The organism is Draconibacterium orientale (assembly GCF_900111425.1).
In the GTDB taxonomy this organism is placed as follows: domain Bacteria; phylum Bacteroidota; class Bacteroidia; order Bacteroidales; family Prolixibacteraceae; genus Draconibacterium; species Draconibacterium orientale.
Genome location: NZ_FOHT01000026.1, coordinates 21,845 through 42,380 on the forward strand (window position 1 = coordinate 21,845; position 20,536 = coordinate 42,380).

Annotated in this window: 17 protein-coding genes; 1 reads left to right on the top strand and 16 read right to left on the bottom strand. The window is 33.5% G+C overall.

Going from position 1 to position 20,536, the window contains the following annotated elements; translation table 11 throughout:
• Positions 1 to 6 precede the first annotated feature (6 nt).
• Positions 7 to 276, top strand: coding sequence for a hypothetical protein (locus BMW53_RS14270; RefSeq protein ID WP_139178181.1), 270 nt, complete (start codon positions 7 to 9; stop codon positions 274 to 276).
• Positions 277 to 362: 86 nt separating this feature from the next.
• On the opposite strand, the gene gmd is transcribed toward BMW53_RS14270, so the two are convergent.
• The 16 genes from gmd to BMW53_RS14350 all read right to left on the bottom strand — a co-directional run bounded on the left by gmd (position 363) and on the right by BMW53_RS14350 (position 20,404).
• A complete protein-coding gene (gene gmd, locus BMW53_RS14275; RefSeq protein ID WP_038561853.1) occupies positions 363 to 1,544 on the bottom strand; it encodes a GDP-mannose 4,6-dehydratase in 1,182 nt (393 codons plus the stop codon).
• Positions 1,545 to 1,562: 18 nt separating this feature from the next.
• Positions 1,563 to 3,578: a polysaccharide biosynthesis protein gene (locus BMW53_RS14280; protein ID WP_074780830.1), complete on the bottom strand. Its 2,016-nt coding sequence runs from the start codon at positions 3,576 to 3,578 to the stop codon at positions 1,563 to 1,565.
• Positions 3,579 to 3,653: 75 nt separating this feature from the next.
• Positions 3,654 to 4,619: an MraY family glycosyltransferase gene (locus tag BMW53_RS14285; RefSeq protein WP_074780833.1), complete on the bottom strand. Its 966-nt coding sequence runs from the start codon at positions 4,617 to 4,619 to the stop codon at positions 3,654 to 3,656.
• 10 nt (positions 4,620 to 4,629) lie between these two features.
• Positions 4,630 to 5,565, bottom strand: a complete 936-nt coding sequence (locus BMW53_RS14290; RefSeq protein ID WP_074780837.1) for an NAD-dependent epimerase/dehydratase family protein — start codon at positions 5,563 to 5,565, stop codon at positions 4,630 to 4,632.
• Positions 5,566 to 5,718: 153 nt separating this feature from the next.
• Positions 5,719 to 6,438 (bottom strand): WecB/TagA/CpsF family glycosyltransferase, encoded by a 720-nt coding sequence (locus BMW53_RS14295; RefSeq protein WP_051568001.1) that lies wholly within the window; start codon positions 6,436 to 6,438, stop codon positions 5,719 to 5,721.
• Between the two features lie 404 nt (positions 6,439 to 6,842).
• Complete coding sequence (locus BMW53_RS14300) at positions 6,843 to 7,220, bottom strand: BT0820 family HAD-type phosphatase (RefSeq protein WP_051568002.1); 378 nt, start codon at positions 7,218 to 7,220, stop codon at positions 6,843 to 6,845.
• Positions 7,221 to 7,264: 44 nt separating this feature from the next.
• Positions 7,265 to 9,619, bottom strand: coding sequence for a GumC family protein (locus BMW53_RS14305; protein WP_038561855.1), 2,355 nt, complete (start codon positions 9,617 to 9,619; stop codon positions 7,265 to 7,267).
• Between the two features lie 12 nt (positions 9,620 to 9,631).
• Positions 9,632 to 10,423 (bottom strand): polysaccharide biosynthesis/export family protein, encoded by a 792-nt coding sequence (locus BMW53_RS14310; protein ID WP_074780840.1) that lies wholly within the window; start codon positions 10,421 to 10,423, stop codon positions 9,632 to 9,634.
• Positions 10,424 to 10,511: 88 nt separating this feature from the next.
• Positions 10,512 to 11,642, bottom strand: a complete 1,131-nt coding sequence (locus tag BMW53_RS14315; protein ID WP_038561858.1) for a glycosyltransferase family 4 protein — start codon at positions 11,640 to 11,642, stop codon at positions 10,512 to 10,514.
• A 49-nt stretch (positions 11,643 to 11,691) separates the two neighbouring features.
• Complete coding sequence (locus BMW53_RS14320) at positions 11,692 to 12,849, bottom strand: glycosyltransferase (protein ID WP_038561861.1); 1,158 nt, start codon at positions 12,847 to 12,849, stop codon at positions 11,692 to 11,694.
• Between the two features lie 69 nt (positions 12,850 to 12,918).
• Complete coding sequence (locus BMW53_RS14325; protein ID WP_038565323.1) at positions 12,919 to 14,025, bottom strand: glycosyltransferase; 1,107 nt, start codon at positions 14,023 to 14,025, stop codon at positions 12,919 to 12,921.
• A 31-nt stretch (positions 14,026 to 14,056) separates the two neighbouring features.
• Complete coding sequence (locus BMW53_RS14330; protein WP_038561864.1) at positions 14,057 to 15,088, bottom strand: ATP-grasp domain-containing protein; 1,032 nt, start codon at positions 15,086 to 15,088, stop codon at positions 14,057 to 14,059.
• Positions 15,079 to 16,245, bottom strand: coding sequence for a glycosyltransferase family 4 protein (locus BMW53_RS14335; RefSeq protein ID WP_038561867.1), 1,167 nt, complete (start codon positions 16,243 to 16,245; stop codon positions 15,079 to 15,081). The genes BMW53_RS14330 and BMW53_RS14335 overlap by 10 nt, the downstream gene beginning before the upstream one ends.
• A gap of 57 nt (positions 16,246 to 16,302) precedes the next feature.
• Positions 16,303 to 17,640, bottom strand: coding sequence for a hypothetical protein (locus BMW53_RS14340; protein WP_038561870.1), 1,338 nt, complete (start codon positions 17,638 to 17,640; stop codon positions 16,303 to 16,305).
• Positions 17,641 to 17,658: 18 nt separating this feature from the next.
• A complete protein-coding gene (locus BMW53_RS14345; protein ID WP_051568005.1) occupies positions 17,659 to 19,143 on the bottom strand; it encodes a lipopolysaccharide biosynthesis protein in 1,485 nt (494 codons plus the stop codon).
• A gap of 106 nt (positions 19,144 to 19,249) precedes the next feature.
• A complete protein-coding gene (locus BMW53_RS14350; RefSeq protein WP_081804899.1) occupies positions 19,250 to 20,404 on the bottom strand; it encodes a glycosyltransferase in 1,155 nt (384 codons plus the stop codon).
• Positions 20,405 to 20,536 lie beyond the last annotated feature (132 nt).

The following is a 20,536-nucleotide window of genomic DNA, read 5'->3' on the forward strand; positions in this document are numbered from 1 at the left end:
TGGACAATGTATGACAAAGAGTTAATAGAAGAGGCAGTTCTACTATCGTACATCAGAAATGATGTGGATAGCGTTGCCGCTGATATAGGGATTGATAGCGCGTTGTTGCATAGTTGGCGTCAAAAATATGGTGCCACTGATATCATTCGGATATTCGAAAAAAGCAATCTCGGTGCAGATGATTTAAAATCTCAGAATAAAATATTGAGAGCTCTTTTGAAAAATGCTGAATTTGAACACGAAGAGTTATTAAAAATAATGGATCATAATTTTTAATAAACGATTCATCAGTGTTTGTTAATTTTTCAAGATATTAGGAAAAAGAGGGACTATCGTTATATAGGATAGTCTCTCTTTTTACATCATTCGAAATAGTTTAAAGTTCGGTATCCGCCTTTTCTTAGGTATGCATCTTTCAGCATTAATTTAATGTCTGAATGTATCATTTCTGAGATGAGAGCCTTTAAATCGTATTCTGGTTTCCAGCCTAGTATATTTCTTGCCTTGGAAGCATCGCCAACCAGTAAATCAACTTCTGTTGGCCTGAAATAACTCGGATCAACAGAAATAACAGGAGTAAAATTATTGTTCATCCCCGAATTATTCTTCTTAATTCGATCTTTAATATGGGAAAGATATTCAAGGCCAACCCGCGAAGTAAAAATCGTCTCATCTATATCCGAAATATATCCTTTTTCCTCAACACCTTTTCCTGTAAAAGTAATTTCCAGTCCAATTTCTTTGCCGGCCATGATTACAAAATCGCGTATTGATGTTGTAATTCCAGTGGCTATAACATAATCATCAGGTTTATCTTGTTGAAGAATGAGATGCATCGCTTTAATGTAATCTTTTGCATGGCCCCAATCTCGTTTTGCCGATAAATTTCCAAGGAAAATTGTCTCTTGCATACCGAGGGCTACACGTGCCATAGCCCGGGTGATTTTTCGGGTTACGAATGTTTCGCCCCGAATTGGCGATTCATGATTAAACAATATACCATTAGATGCGTGGAGCTTATATGCTTCGCGATAATTTACAGTAATCCAATAAGCATATAATTTTGCAATACCATATGGTGATCGTGGATAAAAGGGTGTTTTTTCTGTTTGTGGAACTTCTTGAACAAGACCATATAATTCTGAGGTTGAAGCCTGGTAAATTTTTGTTTTTTCAACCAGGTTGAGTAATCGAATTGCCTCGAGAATACGCAAGGTGCCAACTCCATCGGCATTGGCGGTGTATTCTGGCGTATCGAAACTTACTTGTACATGACTCATTGCTGCCAGGTTGTATATTTCATCGGGCTGTACCTCTTGTATTATTCGAGTCAGGTTCAAGCTATCGGTTAAATCTCCATAATGTAAAATAAGGTTCCGGTTATCTAATTGCGGATCCTGATAAATATGATCAATACGCTCGGTATTAAACATGGAGGCTCTTCGTTTGATACCATGTACGATATAACCTTTTTTTATAAGGTATTCAGCTAAATAGGCACCATCCTGACCTGTAATTCCTGTAATAAGTGCTACTTTTTTCATATTGTGATTTTTTAAGGACTAATGATTTTTGTGTTGAATCGAGATTGGTTTGCGACCATTTTTCCTCATCGATTTAACCGGGTGTAATTTCTTTTTGTTGTTGTAAATTTGATCAAACTTCATAAATACATCGGACTCTTTAGTTTTGTTGTAATATGAATTCATGGAAACATATTCAGGAATTATACGCATGAGTTCATCTACAATCTCTTGATGACTCATTGTTTCAATTGAATTTAACAATCCAATGATGGCATGATTCAAGTTGGCAAGATCCTGGGTTCTGTCTTTTCCTATCATTATCTTGCTATTATGGGTATGTGAGAGTTTTTCTTCTTTGTCATCAAGCAACTCTTCGTAAAGTTTTTCACCCGGGCGTAATCCTGTAATTTTTATCTTGATGTCTTCATCAGGAACGAATCCTGAAAGAGAGATCATTTTTCTGGCCAGATCAATTATTTTAACAGGTTCACCCATATCGAAAACAAATATCTCTCCACCTTTGCCAATAAATCCTGCTTCAAGTACCAGTTGGCAGGCTTCCGGAATTGTCATGAAATAACGTGTGATTTTTTCGTGGGTGATTGTTACCGGACCGCCTTTTTCAATCTGCTTTTTAAATAATGGCACAACCGATCCGTTTGATCCAAGAACGTTTCCGAACCGTGTAATAATGAACTGAGTTTTAAATTTTACTGATTGCGCCAGTGCTTGAATATACATTTCACTCAAACGTTTGGTTGCTCCCATTACGTTTGTTGGATTAACGGCTTTGTCGGTTGAAATCAGTACGAATTTTTCAACACCGAATTCTGCAGAAAGATCAGCCATTAGTTTATTCCCTCCCACGTTAATATGAATTGCTTCGCTTGGGTATTTTTCCATTAAGGGAACATGTTTATAAGCAGCAGCACTAAATACAATTGTAGGAGAATACTCTTTAAAAATTCTGCGCATTTTAATTGCATTCGTTACATCACCAACAATAACTTCAAAGTTTGTGTTGGGATAATTTGCAATTATTTCCTGTTGCAGATTATAAAGATCCGATTCTGCTTTATCTAATAAAATAACTCTCCGAACCCCAAAACCAATAAGTTGGCGTACTATTTCTGAACCGATTGAACCGGCTGCCCCGGTTACCAGAACAACAGAATTTTTTAATCCATTTTTAATTTTTATTCGATCTAACTGAATGGAGTTTCGTCCTAATAAATCTTCAATTTTAATGGTATGAATTTCGTTTGCATGAAGTTTGCCATTAATCCATGATTCCAAAGGAGGTACTTCTTTGATCAAAAGATGATGTTGTAAGAATTGATCGGTTATTTGTCTTTTTCTTTGATAGGATAATTCCGATTTTTCAATGGCAAAAATTATTTCTGTAACATTATTTTTCGGAATGATATGTTTTATCGCCTTATCTATAGAGTAAATTGGATAACCTGACAAAAACTTATTTTGAATGGATACATTCTCATCTATAAATCCAATTGCTTTTATTTGCATATTGTTGTTGGTGAGGGCATTGAGAGTTGTTTGACCAAGTTCTCCTGTACCAAAGATCAATACATTTTCTGAATCCTTTTTATGAAGTATCCAGTGTTGGTAAAGTATTTTTGCAAACAAACGCGACATTACCATAGATGTGGTAACAAGAAGAACAAAAATTACGATTACCGATAAGGGCATATTAAAAAAGGAAGATTCGTCTATTTTTCTTATGGTTAGCGATATAACCGCAAGAGAGGCTCCGGTGCATGGCACCGAGAATATTATGTTCTTTATATCCTTGATCGTTGTATGACGAAGTATAACAGAATAGCAATTGGCTTTCCAGCAACACAAAATGAATAGGGGTAAAACAATGGAGAGATGCCACGGATTAATCGTTTGGTCAACAGCTACCAAATTGAAATTAAGCCTCAAAACAAAAGCTGTAAACCATGATAATGCCGCGATACCTACATCGAACAAGAGAATTGCCCAACGGGGTAAATAATTACGAGTAAAGAAGCGTTTAAATGTTTTCATTTTAAAAATTTTAGGTTAACAAGTATTTATTCAAACAGTAGATAAAAGCGATATTGATAGGTACTTATTTGCTAACTAATAAGAGTATTTCCAATTAATAGCTTTTTGTATTTTGTAGCGTATAATCAGGTAGGCTGCAGAAAGTACTATTATTGAAAAGAGAAGTACAAAGAAGTTCATCCAGTTGTTTGTAATTGACAGGATGACAGTGATATTGATAGTCAGCTGTATTAGTCCATAAATTAAGGCTACTTTAGTGTGCGACCACTTATATTCGTTACTTAAAAACTGATACAAGTGCGTTCTGTGCGCTTTGAAAATATTTTCACGGTGAGCCAAACGCATAAGCACGGTTACAACCGAATCAATTCCATAAACGCAAAAAAATAAAATATATTCAACTCTTCCTGTTCTTATAATTAAAGAGATCATAAACCAGGCTAGCAGGAATGCCAAACTTACACTGCCAACATCACCTGCAAATGTCTTTGCACGTCGGCGAAAATTAAAGAATAGAAAAACGAGGGTAGATATAATCATTGTTATCAGCAGTTCTGTAGAAATAAAGTTAATGGATCGATTAAGCCAAAGAAATGTGCATAATGAAACCAAACCGTATATCCCTGTAATTCCATTGATCCCATCCATGAAATTAAATGCGTTAATCCATCCCAGAGTCAGAATATATATTAAAATGACCGTATGCCATGGCAGATCGAAGACCTGTATTTGCCATAATAAAATAGTTGTAGCTACTATATGAACTAGCATTCTACCACTCGATTTTAGTGGGATTATATCATCGATAAAACTGATAAATGCTATAATTAATAATGCGACAATAATCCAGGGGGCTATCTGTCCATAAAAAAAATACCATAAAACTGCTGCAATTGGAAAAATTATACCTCCACCGCGAACAGTAACATATTGATGTGAACTTCTATTATTGGGCCTATCTACAATGTTTAAAGTTTTGGCAATTTTAATATAACCCAAAAGAATAATGGTAAGTGCAACGAAGGTAAAAATATATATCATTTCAGGATAATTAGAATGATGAAATTGTTTTTGTAATACCTTGTTCTGCTTGCATTGGCATTTTATCGATACGTAATGCTTTTTTTAGTTTTTCATTTGAAACGACGTATGAATCAGTTAACTTTTTTAGTCGTTCAGTATTGATAGGTAAATGAATGGTATCACCTAATTTAGCTAGGGAGTAAATTATCTTTTTATTTATGTTCCAAATGTGAGCCTTTCTTCCTTTTGATTTTGCAATAAGTTCAATGAGTCGATTGGTTGAAAGAACTTCATCATCCGCAATTTGATAGATTCCTGGCTTTATGTCTTTTTCAAGCAATGAGTTTATTACAAATGCAAGATTATCAATGGATGTAAAAGATCGTTCATTATCATAACTTCCCAAAGGCCATGGGATTCCGCTAGCAACTTGCTTGTAAAGCAGGTTTAAATTACCCTTATTCCCAGGGCCATGAATCATGCATGGCCGAAGTATATAGAGCTTCTTACTTTTTGGCAATTCTTGGCTACACAAAAAGTTTTCAGCTGCCAGTTTTGATTTGCCATAAGGCGTCTTTGGATTCGGAATTTCTGATTCATCGAGATGATTTCCATTTAACTCATCGGCAACAGCTTTTACTGAGCTGAAAAAAATGAATTTCGATGTATTGGACTGTATGAAGTATTCAAAAATCTGCTTCGTTAGCTCCACATTAATTTCAAAATAAGCAGCTTCATCTGTCGTATTTTTTACATCGTGAGCCTTTCCTGCCAAATGTATAATGGCATCAAATTCTACGTTCTTTTTTTTATTTAGGTCATCCCAAAAAATAAATTCGTCGTACGCGTGATTTTTCGGCTGAAATATATCTAAAGCAATAAGTTGAGCTGTTAATTCTGATTTTATTGATTTTGCAAGATTTGTTCCAACAAAACCAAATGCACCAGTTATTAGAATATTCATAGGTTTTGATATTTTATAGCACTATGGCTGATTTATTTCTTCAAATCAGAAATAAAAGTCTACCATTCTTTACTTAATGAAACTTGTACTCCGAAATTATTTTTAATTGTATTACCATAATCGAAAGCAAGTGCTAAAGGCATATCGGTATAATTAAACTTCACTTTTTTCAAGTAATATAATCCGGGGATAATGTTTTATAATTTTACCGACTCTTTTAAGTTGTTTTTTGGGTTCGGTGAGGATGCGGTATAACCAAATTAGATTGAATTTGGTGACCCACTTCGGTATATCTTTAATATCTCCCGAAAAGTAATTCAAAGCTGCCCCAACTCCCAGCATCATACCTTTATTTAAGTAGGGAAGTAGTTTTGACATAAATATTTCTTGTTTTGGTGCGCCTAACGACACCCAAATAAGTTCAGGTTTAATACTGTTTATTTGCCTTGCAATTTCTTCGTAGTTAAATTGATCAGCTTCTAAATATGGAACAGGAATATAGTGTAATTGCGAAGCAGTGCTTTGCTTTTCAACTTTATCCTTTATTTTTTGATATACACTTACTGTGTTTCCAACAATGCAGTGGTTGCCAGGATGATAGGCAAACTTGTTGAAAAACTGCGGACCATTATATGCCTTTAACTTTTTGTTGTAAAATATCGAGGCTAACTTTGCAATATAGCTTCCATCGCAAGAGTTTACGGTTGATCCATTCAGAATCTCCAGTAATGCATTATTTCTTTTTTTATGTGCTTCAATTAGTATATTGCTGTCGATAAAACAACAATAGCCTTTGGCAGTTAAAGAAGTAAGTATTACTATTTCTTCGAATTTATGATGATCGAACTCAAAATTTATTTTAAAGTATTTCATCTGTTTACAAATTGTTTAAATGGTAAGGCAACAGATGGAACTCCCGATGAATTTTAGGTATTCTCGCTGGTGAATTCCTGAAAGCTAAAATTCATGTTCGTTTCATTCGATTGTCTTTTTAAGTTATAATCGGAATAATTCCCTGTGGCTTTGCCTCAGGGTTTCGCATTCTTTTCCCTGGTGAGGGGAGATGGCATTCGTCAATTGACGGATGTCAGAGGGGGAAATAAAGAAAATTCGGTTTTCAGCATTTTAGCTGAAATGAAGTTGGAGTAATACCCTTGGCTTTGCCACGGGGATAGTCAACTTCAAGAATTTTATTTATTCGACTGTAAATAAATATTTGCTAATAAAATTATGGTCTGGTGGTTGAGGAAAAGTTATTGTGGAACAATCGGCAATAACTAATTTGCGATGAAGTTTTTTGTATAATCCTTTACTTTTTCTCCATCCGTTAGCAACCGGTAAAGTTTTTTCCACTGAGGAAGACCTAAAATGTTCCGATCGTCGATATATAGATCTGCATAAATTTTGCGACTAATCGTCTCATCGTATTCTTCGCCTTCGTAATTGCTGTTAACGGCATAAAATATCAGTCCTTTTTCCCCGCAAAACTCTACTGCTTTATCAAGTTCAGTACCAGTTCTGTAAGTCCATAGGATTAACTTATGGCCTTTCTCCTGAAATAGTTTGAGCGTTTCTATGGCATACGGAATTTCTTTTCCAATGGATGGATATTTGTGTTCAACAATTGTTCCATCAAAATCTACTGCAATAATCATAATAATTGTGTTTTTAAGTGTTTAGTAGTTTTTAAGCATAATACTTAGGCAATACTCATTTTGTGTTTGTAACCGCCATAGCCTTTTTTCCAATACTTGTTACCATAACCATACCCTCTGTCTGGTGCATTGTTTATTATAATTGCTGCACGTTTTATTCTATTGAACTGAATAATTTTGTTGATTTGCTTAATTTCGTTTTTGTGGCTATGGTTAATGCGAAGAACGAAAAGAGAGATATTTGAGAATCCGCTTGTTAAAATAGCATCTGGAACTAATAACAAGGGGGCATTATCGATTACGATGTAATCATACTTGTGCTGTACACTATCTACTAATTTTTCAAATTTGACCGAATCTAAAAGATCAGACGGATTTGGTGGAATTGGCCCAGCTTGTATAAAATGTAAGTTAGATATGTCTGTTTGCTCAATTATATCTTCAATTGATTTTTCATTTTTAAGGTAGTTACTCAATCCGATCGCTTCTTGCTTGTTCAGGAAGTGATGTAAGGTAGGTTTATGTAAATCTGCACCAATGAGCAAAACTTTTTTGTCTGATTTTGTAAGAATTGCTGATAAATTAGATGAAATAAATGATTTCCCTTCACCCGGAACTAGTGAGTGTATGGCGATAACCTTTGTTCCTGATTGATCTAGGATTGTGTTAAGATTAGATTTAATACCTCTGAAGCACTCTGCAATTCCCGATCGGGGATGATGGACGACAGGTAACTTAACTTTATATTTATGTTTAACAATACCTTCTAGTATTGGGGTACTGGTATTGTGCTCAATCTCTTCCCTGGTTTCTATTTTTGTATTGAAGAAGCCAATTAAAGTGATAAAAATGAATGGAATTGCTGCGCCTCCAAACAATCCTATACCAACGTCTTTTACCAGCGTTGGTCCAATTTGTACCGCAGCTTCAACCATGGCTTTATCTATAATTTGTATTTCGGAAGCGATAGATGCTTTAGAAATGGAGGCTTCAGCCTTTTTTTGAAGCATGTAAGTATAGAGTTCATTATTTAAATCAAATTCTCTTTGTATTCCAATTAATTTTTTTTCAGTATCAGGGAGTTTTTTAAGCCTTGACTGGATAGTATTGTATCGCTCTTGCATACTTTCCATTTTTGATTCTGTCACTTTTAATTGGTTCTTGAGCGTTTCTTCAAGTCCATCGCGTGTAATTTTTATTTCCTTTTCAATAAGTATTAATGATGGATTTTTTTCCTGAACACTAAAAGAAAGAACCTCACGTCTACTATATAAATCTTTTAATCTGTCGAGCGTACTGTTTAAACTTGTATTAGTAATTCCAATGACAGCAGGATTAACCATCTGTTCAATTTTTTTTGAATCATCAAGGTATTGTTGTAAATCGTTGTAATAATCGATCTGCAACTGAGTTAAATATTGTTCTTGTTCTATTTCTTCCAACTTTGTATATACGGTTTGGGCTTCCTGACCTAAGTTCATAACCTGATTGTTTTTGCGATAGCTGCTGAAATTTTCTTCGGCTGCACCTAACGATTTTTTTATTCTGGAAAGCTGTGAGTCAATAAACTCTAACGAATGTTCTGAGTTTTGATTCTTATTTTCCATCCCAAACTGTATAAATACATCGTTTAGTTCGTTTATGAAATCAGCTTCGCGTTGTTTGACTTCTCCTTCAATCATAATTGAGATAAGGTCAGAATTTATTTCTTCCAGATTGATTTGTGTTCTTTTCAGATATTGAGTTGTTAGCTTATCAACGTTATTGAATACTAGTATATAAGTTTCATCAACTGTTGCATTTTTATTTGTTATTGTGAAATTGAAAAGATCGTTAAAAAAGGGGTCTCCAAATTTATGTCTTTGATCCATATCAATTTGTTGTGGATAACCATTCTGGCTGGTTTGTCCTTTTCCGATAATTTCGAATTCATTCTCGTTGAGAACTTTTATGTACAGAGGAATGTTCTGGGCATTTTGTGCCGTAGGAGAGATGTCTAAATGAAAAGGCGCTCTTTGATATAGGTCAGCATTATACAATAACCTTTTATGGTACCACGAATAGTCCCAACCAAGGTTTCGTAGAGCTTTTCGATATAGTGTATACGAACGAAGAATTCCAATCTTGTTTTCAATATTCGCTTTTTTACCCATTCCCTTCATGGGATTATCAAATGACAAAACTGAACTTATTGAGCTTTCTTCATTTACCACAAGTATTCTGCTTTGAATTTGATATTTATTTGGTGAATTTATAAAGTGGAAGTATCCTAAAACTAAACCAAGTGCGCAAAATCCTACAAACCATGGCCATTTTTTCAAATATCTTAAAAAGAAATTTCTTGTTTCTTTTTTCTCGTGTGAGTCAATCAGGTTAATAATTTCTTCTAACTTTTCCATATCAGATGTGTTTTAGAGTGCAAATATTGAGGCAGCTACCAACAAAACAGACAAAGTACCAAGTAGTTTTGAGTAAGTATCGCTGTTAACATTCCTTCTTTTTAGCTTACTTGGAGGAATATAGACCATATCATTCGGTTGAAGATAAAATACATTTGATGAATAAATACTATTATTTGTAAAATCAACTTTATGGGTATATATACGATTGCCATTATGTCTTTTAACAGTAACATTTGATAAATCTGCAAAGTCCGTGTATCCGTTTGCTTCACTGAGGGCGTCAAGTATGTTCAGGCTTCCTTCATAATTGTAATAAATCCCTGGATTTTTAACTTCACCGCTAATATTTACCTTAAAGTTTAAGAGTTTTACTTGTACGGTCGGTTCTTTCAAGTACTCCTGCGCACGTCTCATTACTCTGTCTTCAGCTTGGTCAAGAGTAAGGTCAACCAACTTTATCTTCCCTAAAATAGGCAGGATTATAGTTGAATCAGCTGATACTCTGTAACCATTGATATATTTACTCGTGGGATCGCCAAACATTTGCTGAGTTCCAGTATAAATCCCATTTCCTGCCAGACTCGGATTAAATAACTTATTGACCTCTGAGTCCAAGGTTAAAATGCTTAAATAAAGATTGTCATAGGGTTTAATCTTATGCTCAGGTGCTGCGCCAGGAACTTGGAAGTAATCTGCTTTTTCTACATTCGTTTGAAACATCGTGATATTTTTTGTATTACTGCACGCTGTTTGAATTAGAATGCTGGAAACACACAAATAGAAAATATATCTTTTTTTCATACTGTATATTGTTATTGTTGTTATGTATTACTCAGTTTACTAGTGTATTATAAATGAAATAACTTTTGAAATATTAAATTGGAGAGAATTAATCAATGTTGAGAATTGATTTTAAAATTTGTACCAGGTTCGTTTCGAATTTAGAAATTGTATATTCTCGTTCGAACTTTATTCTAGCTGCCGATCCTAAAGTTTGTCGCAATGTTGGATTTGTAATTAGTATTCTTAATTTTTTTGCGAGTTCTTCGGGGTTTCCCTTTTTTACTAAAAAACCTGTTTTCCCTTCGATAACGATACTTCTTATTCCTCCTTCTGTAGTAGAAATAACTGGCAGGCTATGTTTCATTGCTTCTAACAATACTAAAGGAAAACATTCGTTGTGATAAAAAGTCGGGAAAGCGAAAATGTCGGTTTCTGAATAGATAGTTTCTTTTTCTCTTCCGTATTTTTTCCCCAGGTACTGGATACTACCGTTCATATTAAGTGAACGAATTTTTTCACAAATCTTTTGTTGGGTAATATCACCTTCTCCACCAACGAAGGTACATCGAAAATTGAGTCTTTGGTTGTGTAATATTTTACAAGCATCAAGCAATACATAGACACCTTTTGTTTCGATTAAATTTGACAGAAACAGAATTTTGACAGTTTTCGGTCTATATTCTGCCTCATTAAATTTATCAACTATGTGATTGGTGTTTTGTTGCTCGAAATCTATACCATTGGGACAATAGTAAACTGAATCTCGGGAAACATATTTTTGAATATCCGGATATAAGTATTCTGATAAGAGTACGAATGTTACATTCTTAAATATAACTTTATATAAAAAATTGTCAAAGTATTTATGTTGCCGGGAAGTTACTCCTTTATTATGAAGGTGAAAAACCAACTTAATTCCAAATAGTTTTAAAAGCAAGACCACCAACGAGTCTTTATAAAAGCCTATTCCTTTAATGGTTATTGCAAAATAACACAAATGAGGTCTAAATGTAACTGCATGCCAAAATGTATGGAGTAGAATAGAAATGTATATAAATACTTTATATATGCTCCTTTTGCCAATGTCTGTTGTATTTTTTGAGGTATTTAAATTTACATATTTGCAATGGAAAGTATCATTAATCAATGTACTTCTTTGAATATTCTTTCCAACAACTGATGAGCCGTGGGTAGGTGGGGGTAAATGCAGAATAAAAAGAATTTTACTTTTGTGCATTATTGACGATATAGAAGATGATAGAACTAGTAAGTATCGAATACTTCATTTATTGTATAATTTTAACCAAATCTGATTTTAATGTTTTTAAGGTAAATTGTTCCATTCTTTTTTCAGGCAATGCTCTTCTGTCGATTTGTAAAGCTTTAATCATCATCTCTGAGAAATCAATCACACTCCTGTTTTCCACGACATAACCATTAATTCCATTTTTAATGATATCATACGAACTGCTAAAATTGGTAACTACTGACGGCACACCAATACACGCAGCTTCAAGTAATGTGGTTGACCATCCTTCGGTGTACGAACCCATAATAAATACATCGGCAATATTAAGGTATTTGGAGATTTCGGTATTTTTTAAAAATCCGGGAAGAAAAATATTGTTTTCAAGCTCATTTAGTTCAATGTAACGCACAATTTTTTCATGGTCTTCTCCGTCACCAATCACAAAAAATACTGAGTTAGGATATCTCTCATGAAAAAGCTTATAAGCATCAATCATTAGTTGCCAGCCCTTATAATATCCAAGTCTGCCACAGGTAACTATCACTTTTGTGCTTTTGGCGATTTTCAATGTTTCTTTGTAATTGTTGTTGTTTACTTTTTTAAAAATATTTTCATCAATTCTAGTTGGGAATTGAATCACAGATTTTCCGTTAAACCCCTTGCCTCTGATTTCTAGTTCTTTTATAGCCAAACTGTCGGCAGCAGCTAAAATCCAGTGGGCACTAGCCACCTGAGACAAGAATAGGCTATCATATGCACTGGCAAATATTTTTGCATAAAAATACCTGGAATAATTTAATGGATTTTTGATCCCGGGGAATATAAAACATATTTTTCTGTCTTGGATCTTTGAATTTAATGCCAACAGTACTTCCGGAGCTTGTATTACGATTATTTCACTACATCCTTCTGCAATTGTTGATCGGTATTTTCGAAGACTGTTGTACGCCTGTAGGCGCATTGGAATTAATGGTTTGTTTTTCCTTCTTATTCCTTTCATGAATGGGAAAAAACGATATTTTTTGCCATCTATTTCTTTTATGGTCCATGATCCAATTTCTTCTTTCCCGGTTGAAATGCCTACAAGATTTAGCTCTCCGTTAAACGAATGTAATAAATTTCGTACGAATGTAAGTTGGCCTCCGGTAGGGAAGTCGACAAAATTGCATGGTTCTATAACAGTTATTTCTTTCATTTTGTAATGATTTTAGTTTGCTTGAGGTTAAATACGTAAAAGTGTGTTATGTCTCTAAAATTTGCTTGTTTAAGCAGTTAATAGTTTTACGTATTTTGTAACAGTAGATTCTACTGAAAATTTGCTAGCAGAATCGATTATGTTACTTTTCTTGAACATAACATCGTTGTTTGCCACTCTTAATAATGCCTTTGCAAATTCGATAATATTTTTGTGTTCAACCAAAATTCCGTTAACTTCCTGTACAATTATATCTTTCGGACCACTTGGACAATCAAATGCAATAACGGGTGTTCCAAGTGAAATCGATTCCACCAGAACATTAGGAAATCCTTCAAAAAGAGAGGTTAAAACGGTTGCTTTTGCTCTTAAATAATACGATATAGTTGATGTCTGAAAACCTTCAAAGGATACTTGTAGTGTCAAACCTAATTCCTTTACTAAGGTTTTTAACTGGGGCTCTTCTTCCCCTTCTCCAACAATGGTCAAGTGCAGGTTGGAGTTAGTTCTTAATGCAATGGCGAAAGCCCGTAACAAATACGTAAGTCCTTTTTGAGCATTTAATCTTCCTACATACAGAAATTCATTTTCAAGCTTTTTTTGTTCATGATTGTCTTTAGTTATACTACCAATGGTTAAAGCCGGATTAAAAATTGTTTCAATTTTATTGCTGTCTATGTTAAATGATTTAACCAAATCTTCGCACATCCCTTTCGATTGTGCTACAATCTTATGACAGTCTTTTAGTGCAAGTTCTGTAAGTTTTGAGGTAATAAAGTTTCTTAATACGTTTCCCGAATTTTGAAAGAAATGCGAAAGTGTATTAATGTTTCTTACAATTACTTTTCTTTTTATAAAGAAGATTTTTTTGACCAGAAAAACCAATATTGCCAACTCAGTATGAAATACCAAAATGCTTTCGGGTTTTCTTTTCCAAATCGTTTTAAGTAAAGGGAAAAAGGCATTCCGCGTATGTTTTTTGTTTAGGTTGACAATTGGAACCTGTTTATTTAATTCCTTACTTAAAGATGTTTCCCGGTAATTGATTACCCAAAGTTCTACTTCAAAGTTTCTGCTGAATAATTCGTTACATAGAAGCGTACTTACCTTTTCAGCACCGCCATGCTCCAGGTTATAAACGAAAAGAGCAATTTTGTTTGATTCCACTTCTGACATTGATTGAATGTATTTGGCTTCTGAAATAGGATCACGATACAAACTTGTGAACTTTTACCAGAGAATTCACAAAATCTTCGATCATAAATTTTTGCGGACTGACGCTTCCTTTATGCCAGTTTAGGTTCTGATCCCAGAAACCAGGAAATTGGTGCGACGTAAATGCGTAACTCAGTTCAATTATTTTATATTCTCCTTGATGACTAATAAAATCAAAAGCAACCGATTGTGCATTTAGTTTTTGGGCCGATTCAAATGCTATGCGAATGCATTCAGTATCGATTTTTGTGTAATCATAATCTTTTAATCCACTACCAGAAGCTCTGAAATCGCCCTTTCTGCAGAATCTGCGAAGTCCAAAACATCTTGTTCCCACAATTACCAAACGAATATCAAATTCATTTTGAGGAATAAAATCCTGAAAATAGATATATCCTTTTTCTTTCTGTGAATATTTTTCTATTTCATTTTTAACGAAAATCCTGGCTACACCTGTGAGTAGTCTTTGAGCTGAGGTTAAATTTTTATCGCGACGAAACATCCAGATTCGTTCCTTTAACCGTGCAAATGGGTTGGTTTGTGAAAAACCTTGCCCAAAGGCTATGTTTATCATCCTTTCTGCCTCAGGCTTATCTTTCACTAGCCTGACATTTGAAGACCCGGCCCCATTTCTTAATTTAAAAACTTTTGGGAATGTAGTTCTTGATAGCCAGTTATCAGCATCTTTTTTCGAAAAAAATACATAAGTATTAATGAGTGGTACTCCAATAGCTTCTAGTAAATATTTTTGTCCAACTTTATCATCATAATGCCAACTGGTATCTACATCCGGAAAAACTTTAATATTTATTCTTTCCAACGATTGAGTTAATTGGCGAGCCATTAAATTTGATTTATAATCGGTTAAATCCCAGTGCCACATTAGGCCATCACAGTCTTTCAACTCTGAAATAATATTGGAGTTGTAACAATTAACTTCTTTGTAGTGAATGCCATTCTCAATACAGTGTTCAATCCATATGTCACTAAAACTACCGGATCTGTCATGAATTGCTATTTGCATGATTGTATCATTTTAAAGAAACGAATCATTCGTTGTGTGTGTGTGTGATAATCGAAGTTTTCTAATGCAAACTTTCTTCCATTACTCCCTATGGTATTTGCCTCCTTGGGATGGTTTAGAATATATTCGATATTTTGGCAGATATTTTCTGCGCTAAATTCAGTGAACACTACATTTTCTCTATCTTTCAAAATATCTCCAATTATCCCTGTTTTTGTTGAGATAACAGGTCTGCCGGAAATCAAGTATTCTCCAATTTTTGTAGGGAAATTATATCTATTTTGCCGATTTTCCGGTTTTGCAAGAATTAACATACTTGAAGACATTAATATATCCTGCAATTCTGTTTCTAATAAATAACCTGGGAAACAGATGTTCCGTTCTAAATTATGGTTTTCTATAATAGTTTTTAATGCATGATAATCTTTTGACCTCTGAGGGGACCCGGTTAGTACCAGATTCAAATCAGGATTTTTTTGTATAAGCTTTGAAAATGCCTTTAATATGGTTAGTATACCATCCTTCCTCTCTAGGTAAGTTCCTGTGTATGTGATGTTACGGGTGGTTGAAAGATGTTTGTCTGCTTTAAAATCTTGAATTAAAATTGGTACAACAAGCGACTTTGTCTTTAATTTCAAATCATTTCTTAGGTAATCTTGTAATTGACTATTTATTACAATAAAACCATGAAATAATCTGTTTTTCCTGTTTATTTGTTTTATCTGCTTTTCAGATATTTCATTCTCATCCAAAAAATCCACTTCATTTTTTTCGCGAATTAATTTGGTTCCGGTCACAATAGAAATAACTTTCAAAAATAGATAAAAATAGATTGGAAAAGCAGATATAATAAGCACATCAGGTAGTTCTCGTATACAAACTAAACCTGCTTTAATCGATCCTAAAATATCTTGCCATCTCCTTAAAATAAATCGTTTACTTCGTATTGTATTGTTACAAGTATATTCAAAAGGTATTTTCTCAAATATTCCGGAGATTTTTGAATTATTTAAAACATTATTCGCTTCAGTTGGTACAGGCAGAATTACTTTAGCGATATGCCCTTCATGTACAAATCCTTTTGCATATAAATGAAATCGTTTTGTTAATGCAAATCCGTGTGGGTAGGGTTGATTTAGAAGCAGAAATATCTTCATTTGGCTATGTACTTCATTAATTATTTGAACACGATATTGCCGGTGTTAATATTGAACTTATGAGCTCTGAGTCTCTATTGTTTTTAATACATAGGAGAGAATGTGTTTTCGATAATTCTCAACCTTTAATATACCAGGAAGATAGAACAACCAAATGCACATGAACAATATCGTGAACAGACTGTAACTGATAGAGATCATAAACATAATTAGTACTGGGAAGATAGTGCCTTTTAATTTATATAACTTTAATATCTCTTTTGTTGATTGCCATAAACTAAAGAGAAAGAAAATGAAGCCAATGGTACCAAACCTGGCTAAAATTTTTCCAATGCCTGATACTGTAAATATTTGGGCCCCTAGGTTGTTGGTCCATCTTGCTTCCTCGTGCCCTCCATACCCGATTATAGGATGATTCAAATAATCTACAAAATCTATTTGTAATGATTGAAATCGTTGAGTGGAATATTGATTCCCGTATTTTGCAGAATAATAGACAAGTTCCTTTGTTGTATATCCTTGATCGTCTGTAATTTTTTCACGCATAAATGGAAGTGTAAAGATTAGTGTTGTTGCTATAAGAACAATGGGAGCCATCCAGACCATTTTAATCAAATGCTGATTATATATATAGAAGAGAATAATAATAATAAAAATTGAATATCCAGTGGTAGAGAAGGTTGTTATCAGAGTAAATACAAATACAAAAAAATGTTTGTTTGAGTTGATTGACATGTTGTTTCGTATCAGGTTAATTAAAATTGCCAGGTTTATAAAAGTAGCGAATCCTCCTGGCTCCCATGCGAATCCGGCATTTCTGAAGACTTGAATGCCTCCTAAATGCATAATTGTTTTAGGTACTTCTTTAAAATTTGGAATTGTATAAACAATTGTGTTGAAGTCCACATTTCCCTTTACTGGTCCTTGTGTTGAAAATTCGAAATTGCGAAGAAATTCGATAAATGGGACAGGAATAATATTTTGGATTGTCCAAAACACAAGAGCTATAATACACAGGTAATAGATCAGGTCTTCATAAATTCGAAAAAAACGAATACGTAAACTTGCAATTATTATATAAGCAAAAATAAATTTGATTAAATATATAGCAAAAAACCTGGGGTGAATCGCTCCAAATTTAATTGTGGAGGCAATTGTATATATAATATAACCAGATATTAATAAAATAAATTTGTAGTTAAAATGAATACCTTTCATAAAGGCTAACGCACCAAATGTTAAGATGGGTAGCATTAACCCGATTGGATTTGCCCAACTCTCGATTGCACCTACAAACAAACTGGCTTTACCTGCATAAAAAATTACAATAAAAACTGTAAAATATTCAAATATATAGAGTAAGCTATTTTTTGATGAAGACCTGATGCTTTCCATATCAATTTCATACAGTAATTATAACTTGGCTTTAATATAAAATTGTTTCATATTATTTTTGACGAATCTTATGCAGGTTTCCAGTTCTCCAATTTTCATCATCCATAAGGAGGCTGTGTAGATAAATATTCCCCATAATGTACTACATAGTATACGTATTATATCGCTGGATATTAAATGAGAGACTGGAATACTAGCAGCAAACATAAGTATGGTGGAAATAAAGAACGGTAAAATATTTTTCAATTGATACCCGATGGAAATATCTATTACTTTTTTTAAATACCAACTACTTGCCAAATAGGTAAGAACCGTTGCTCCCATTTGTCCGTAAATTAATGCTGAAACTCCGTGTTTGTATGTTATTGCAATCGCTCCTGCAATAATTATTTTGTTTATAATCTGTAATTGTAGATAGTAATCGCTTCTTCCCTTAGCTGTAATTACTATATTATTAATAGAATATAATATAAATATCCAGCCATAAATGCACATAATTCTTAAATAGGGGACAACTGGTAGCCATTTGTCTCCCAGAACAACTATAATTATCGGTTTTGCAATAATGTAGATTAAAGCCATTAGAGGGAGAGCTATTGCAGCCAGTATTCGGATTATTTTGGTATATCCTACTATAAGTTTAGGATTGTTATCCTGCATAAGAGAAAAAACAGGGTAGGCAACTTTTTGTACAACAACAGTTAATGTATTTACAGGTAAGTTGGAAAATTGAACCGCCCTTGTATAGTAACCTAAACTTGCAGCTTGAAAAAATCGACCAATTATAAGATAATAGATGTTGTTAAATATTGAGTTTAGTATTCCTGCTATTAATATTTTAGATCCATATGAAAATAAAACCTTAAACGATTTGAATCTAAAAACAAAAGAAGGTTTCCATCCGCTTAATATCCACAATAAAGTTGTGGTGATAAAACTTCTTAAAATTGAATTGCAAACTAAAGCCCATACGCCTAAGCCTTTTAATGCAAGATAAATGCTAATTGCGCCTGACGTAAAAATACTTACAACTCCGATTATGGAAGGAGCTTTGAAATTTAATTTTTTTTCTAAATAGGTTCGGTGAACTAGGCCAAAAGCATCAATAATAAAAATAAGACATAGAACTCGGGTCAGAGAAATAAGGTCTGTTTCATTATAGAATCTTGATATTAGTGCGGAGCATGCAAAAACAAGAATATAAAGAAATATACTTGTGAAGACATTGAAATAGAATACGGTAGAAAAGTCAACATCACCTGCATCTTTCTTCTGAATTAAGGCTTGGCCAAAACCACTGTTCGTAAGAGAGCTGCCAATAACAATAAAGATGGTAAGCATCCCAACTAGCCCAAAATCAACAGGATCAAGTAAACGGGCCAATACTATTCCAATTACAAATTGTCCACCTAACCGACCAACATTATCGAAGAATGACCATTTAAATCCAGTTAACGTTTTTTCCTTAAGTTGACTCAGTGAAATATTTTTGTGCTCATCCATATTAAAGGAAATTATGCATGGGGAATTTATTATTCATAACTTTTTCTTGCTTTGTCTCTATTAAATTTTGGATGCTTTACGAAGTTGCACTAGTACATTTAAAAAATTAGAGTGTTGGTTGTTTAAATTTTCTTTTTAAAGTTTTATATTCAATATCATGTTGATGATTCCAATAATTAACTCTTTCAATAATCTCTTTAGAAAATAGTTTGTAGTTATATTTCTTCTCGCATAAATACCTTCCTCTTGCTCCCATCTCTTTAGCTTCATCAGGATTGTTAATAAGGTATTTAATGCATTGTTTCCAACCTTCAATATCTTTGTCATTAATAATAAAACCAACTTTTTCTTTTTCGTAATCAAACTGGTGGAGTTGGTTTTTTGTGCAAATTATAGGTTTACCCATGGCCAAAGCTTCCCAAATAACTGTAAGGCCAATTGGGGCATTCTGGATTGCTCCATTTAATGGTATCGCAACAGCCAATGCATCATAATATTCTTTCCGCATAATACTGACGGAGTCTAAGCCTGGTTTTATCGTATTGTTAATGGAAATATTTGGTGTTAGTTGTTTCGTTATGCTTTGCTCCATATCTCGTTTTGTTGTTATTCTGAGATTAAAGTTGATTTCAGCAAAAGCTTCAATTAATGTTTTATAATCTCGACCTGAGCCACCCGTTGAATATATATAGTCCAGCGTTGGAGGTTCGGTTTGTTTATCTATAAATGAATTGATAAAGTCCAAATCTGCTCCCCATGACCTAGAGAAGCTGTGTCCATTTTTTAATTTACTGTACTCGTTGGATTTTAAGTAGGTTTTTTCAGTTATATAAAGTAAGTTATCGATACCATGAATATATATATATCGTACAATTTTCTGCCGTAATTTTTTGAAAATATTTTTCTTATACGGAGTATGATCATCGATACCCATCCCGATGATAGGTTTATTATAAAGCCCCAGTGTTTTTAATAATGCTAGCAAGAAAACATCTTCAATAAAAGGACTGTAAATGATATTATAATTGTTCGAATCTCGTAATAAATTTAATTGTTGCTGGAGATTTAGGATTTTGATTTTCTTACCTAGTTTATTAAAGAAGCTTTCTTTGTTGAAATTAATTTCATTAATATAATATCCATATTCTTTTATTTGATCATAGCCCCACATATTATGTCCGGGGTATTCTCCCCCCTGGTCTTTAAAATCCATAATTTCATTTAATGAATAGAAGCGTAATACTTGAGCAATATTAGTCATGATTATATTGTTTCGTTTACTTTAGGGAATTTCGAACATGATGTCTTATCCGTTATTTAGGGAATAATATTGAATAAATTACTAAAAAAGAGGAATATGTTTTGGTGTATTTAATGAAAAGGAAACAACAGT